Below are 4,122 nucleotides of genomic sequence, written 5' to 3' on the forward strand. Positions count from 1 at the left end.
CTTTTGCTGAAAGAATTGTTGTCTCTCGTAGTTAATCTCGTTCCACAGCTTTGCTGTTGCGTCTGCCAACTTCCTCAATTTCCTCTGTTTACCCACTAGGGAAGAGCCTTACGACGATTGTTCTGACGCTTCCCTCATTGCGGGGGTAATCAGCTCCCGCTCCTCATCTTTAGTTCACCAGAAGGAAGCGCCATAAAAGGAAATTGTCTTTATACTTTAAAACCTTACTCCGCCAAGCGAGGTTTGTCTTCTTTTTTTATCAGGAGAGTTGCAACTAGCAAGACCCCCGGCACTAAGAGATATGGGGAGGGCCAAAGCAAGACATAGGGCAGACCTGCAATGACAGCTAGGAGAACGTCGGAGTAGCCTACTTTCATTGTCATAAACTTAGGCTGTACCTTCTCTAGGACAGGGAGCGTGTACGCGACTATTGGTAGAAGGACGAGTGCCCTTAAGGCATCGACTCCCAAGAAGGGGTTCAGTGAGATTATGTATGAGAAGACGCCTAACATGTATAGTCCGTGGTTTCTGACCTTCAGCTTCATAGGTTGAGCACTTAATTCCCTGCTGAAAGGAGCTCCTAGTTCGCTAGGTCCAACAACTTACAAGTTGTTAACCAATCGCAAAAGGTGTAACCCAAGAACTACTTCACCGCAAATTAAGTTTACAGGGAGCTGTATAGGACAACAGAGTTATTGATGTCCCTCTATTCACAAGCCGTGTGACAGCCAATTCGCAAATAGTCCCTCAGTCTTTAGGGCCGTAGTTTATAATTTTAATAAACAAGGTGTCTCTGCGAGAAAAGATGGCTCAACAGTATTACTTGGTTAACCGCGTGAAGAACTGGGAGAAGGAAGTCATAGAGAAGACGTTGGAAGCGCCTATAGGCGGGAACGCGTTCTACCTCGAGGTTCCTAAAAACCCGATGGCCTACGTCAGCGGAACCAAGGGCGTAATATACGTTAACGGGTCGTCCGAGGTGGACGCCATCACCTATACGTTAGACGACATAAAGAACAAGTTCAAGCAGTTCATCACAGCCCTGGCGCGGTCTCTGGGGAAAAATCCAGCCTTAGGATGAGTTACTGGAATTGGAGGAGAAGAGGGTCGAGAAGAGGAAGTTTACCGTGAACGTCAATGGCGTTGAGGTGGAGTTCCACTACAACGTGTATTTACCTTAGGGAACGAGAAACGGTTTCATCGAAATTATACCTTTCTATATCGAGAGGACGCAACACTGATCAAGGGAGTGTACGGAGGTTCCCCAATTTACGATAAAGACACTAGCTATGCCCCACTAACTTACAAGGCGTTAACTGTTTTAAGATACTTCCCTGAAAGAGTAAAAGTTGTCTGTCCTGCTCCGTGACAAACGACTTCTTCTACACAGATGAGCAGGTCATCCTATTGGCATTGCTGATCCACTACACTAAAGAACCACTAGACTGCTCGGAGTTGGGCTTCAAACTCATTGCCTACAACTAATTGTTCTTCTCCATCTTGTGATTACCGCGTTAATCGCAGCCTTTCAAGCTAACTCTACCATACCTTGATTGGACCTCGCCTTCCAACCTCCTTCTCCCTCTGCTGGTAGGGGTCAATCCTTCTGCTTGAACGCGTTCAGGCATGCGATCCCCAGCTTGAGGAAGAGAATTACGTAAAACAGATCGAGAAGCGCCAAGTAAAAGTTACTTGAGCCCTTTTAAAGGCGTTCACGTTGAGAGGAGGACTGCGACTAAGAAGGAGAGCTCAAGGAACTCATACCCCGAGTAAGCTACAGAGAACTTCCTTCCTGAAAACGTACTTTCCTTCAAAACGTAGTACGTCCCGCCGATGTAATGCGTGACGACGAAGAATGCGCCAAGTACAAGCAATGGTAAGGGAAAATTCGATATGGTGAGACAAAGTAAGGTATAATAGGCGATCTCGAACAGGGCTAAGGGGATGCCGAGGACTCTGGGCACTGTCTTGTCGCTAAGCAATGCGTTTGTCCCAACGTAAAGGTGCTCAGTCCCCATTCTAAGGGTCAAGTACTCTAAGATGTACATAAGCTTAGTAAAGGAGACATAATCTTAACTCGTCCCCCTAAAGCATAAGGGGTAGGAGATCAGATCTCCACGAAGACGCCTCCCTTCATGTACTTCAACAGCCTGATGCCGTAAGCCTTCGCTAGCTTTATTGGTATTTCCTTCTTTGCCCTAGCCCTATACACTATTACAGGGACGACCTCCTTGTCCTTCAGCACCCTCTTGGTTAGCTCTACCTTAGAGTAGAACCTCCTCACGTCCCTCTCCCTCAGCGTTACCTTTACCTCTCCGAGGTAGACCTTGTTCCCCTGTTCTACGTAGAAGTCGAACTCAAGGTACTTGTTCTCGAACTGGACTACCTTGCCGCTTACCTCCTTTACCTCTACTCCCTGTTGCCTAAACCAACTCGGCAACTTTTCTCTTACTAAGTCCTCTATCACTAGCCCAAAGGTGTTCTCTAGGCCCCCAACCCTATCGTTTAGGGAGTCCACTGCCTTGACTAGCTTCTCCACGGCCCTCTCGAGCCTAGCTATTGCCTTAGTGTTTTCAGCAATCTGCTTATCGTGTGCCTCAACTACCTTTCTGAGCTCTTGAATCGCCTTGGTGTTCTCTTCTGTTTGTTTACGCAACTCCTGTATAGCTCTTGTGTTTTCCTCAGATATCTTTCTAAGCTCTTGTATGGCCTTTGTGTTTTCCTCCGTTTGCTTTCTAAGCTCAATAGTAGCCCTTGTGTTTTCCTCAGATATCTTAGCCAGGTTTTTAACGAACTCCTTTAGCTCGTCCAGCTCCTTCAACACTTGGTCCAGCTTTGCATCGTAAGTGGACTGCCTCTGCCTCAAGTCCTGCGATATCAAGTTCAGCTCCTTCACGCTCTCCGCCAACGCCTTGACGAAGTAGCTCTCCAGCTCCTCCTTAACTATCTCCCTGATCCTGTTCTCGTCAATTGCCATGTATAAATCCTCATCCTGTTAATATTTATATTTTAGGGAGAGAGGTGGACGGGCTAGTTTTCACCCTTCTTAATAGCGCTTGTGACGCCTTTCGTCAGTTTTTAGCTTTACTTTCCTTAAATTCCCGTTTTTCCTGAATAAGTCTCATAATTACCAAAAATTATCAAAGTATTTAAAGAAACTTTCATAACTGTATATACTTAAAACGATAGAAAAGATAAATATTGAACACAGTTAATGTAGTCACATGGCTTCAGTTACAAAAGGCGTCTCAAACCTAGTTAACGCGCTTTTCCAGTTGGACAAGCCGTGGCTCTCCAGGATAACTATGGGAATGATAGTGCTGAGCCTAGTGTGGGGTATACTGGGAATAATAGACGCGTTAATGGTAAGAATACAAGAGGCGACGTGGGCCGTTTCCGCCTCTCTAGTTATAACCTCCCAAGAGTACTACGCATCCATTGCCCTACATGCCATGAGGGACCTCTTCGGCTTTGCAGTACAGTTGGAGTTCGCGGTCTTCATCTTCCTCTCCCTGAGGATGCTTAACTTGGAGCCTAGGGCAAAGTGGTTGCTCAACGTGGGATTCATACTTTTCAATATATCCTTTATGTTAATTGAGGGCCCAATAGTGGTCTTTCCGACCTTTAACGACAACTACTTCCCATCAAACAGCTGGTACTACTTGGCCCCATACGGCCTTCCAGAGTACTCGCAGTACGTTATAAGTCCCCTCTGGTACTTCGGTTGGGAACTGATGGACATTGGCACCTACATCTTCGTAGTATGGCTAGTGTATCACTTCTACTTGGCCACCAAGACAAGGAAGGAGAAGTTGCCCATATTCGCAGTTTTCGCGTTAATGACGGCACTGATGACGGGAATAGGGTGGAGCGGTGAACTGGCAGCTAACACTTGGGACATATTGGCTTACTACGGGATAACTGGTCTGAACGTTATTGCTAACCAGATAGCCTTTGGGATATTGTGGCACTCCATAGTTTACATTGCATGGATGCCGGCGGTAGGCGCGCTGTATTACTTAATACCCCTGCTGGCGAACAAGCCCCTATACAGCGACAGAATGGCTAGGATAGCCGCGCTCCTCTACTTGATTTTCTCCAACAACGTACCAATCCACCACT

Annotated in this window: 5 protein-coding genes; 2 read left to right on the top strand and 3 right to left on the bottom strand. The window is 46.6% G+C overall.

The window, feature by feature from the left end; translation table 11 throughout:
* Positions 1–224: 224 nt before the first annotated feature.
* On the bottom strand, positions 225–545 hold the full coding sequence (locus MPF33_11195; protein ID MCI2415786.1) for a hypothetical protein: 321 nt from the start codon (positions 543–545) through the stop codon (positions 225–227).
* 260 nt (positions 546–805) lie between these two features.
* On the opposite strand from MPF33_11195, the gene MPF33_11200 reads away from it, so the two are divergent.
* Entirely contained in the window at positions 806–1,081 is a 276-nt protein-coding gene (locus MPF33_11200) for a hypothetical protein (GenBank protein MCI2415787.1), read from the top strand.
* Between the two features lie 631 nt (positions 1,082–1,712).
* Here the strand turns inward: MPF33_11200 and MPF33_11205 are convergent.
* Together MPF33_11205 and MPF33_11210 are read right to left on the bottom strand one after the other, a co-directional pair.
* Positions 1,713–2,048 carry a hypothetical protein gene (locus tag MPF33_11205; GenBank protein ID MCI2415788.1) on the bottom strand — a complete coding sequence of 112 codons (336 nt, stop codon included), beginning with the start codon at positions 2,046–2,048 and terminating at the stop codon, positions 1,713–1,715.
* Between the two features lie 59 nt (positions 2,049–2,107).
* Entirely contained in the window at positions 2,108–2,977 is an 870-nt protein-coding gene (locus tag MPF33_11210; protein ID MCI2415789.1) for a hypothetical protein, read from the bottom strand.
* A 247-nt stretch (positions 2,978–3,224) separates the two neighbouring features.
* Between MPF33_11210 and MPF33_11215 the strand changes: the two genes are divergently transcribed.
* The coding region (locus MPF33_11215) for a cbb3-type cytochrome c oxidase subunit I (GenBank protein ID MCI2415790.1) at positions 3,225–4,122 on the top strand (898 nt) is incomplete at its 3' end.

Source organism: Candidatus Aramenus sp. CH1 (assembly GCA_022678445.1).
Taxonomy (GTDB): Archaea; Thermoproteota; Thermoprotei_A; order Sulfolobales; family Sulfolobaceae; genus Aramenus.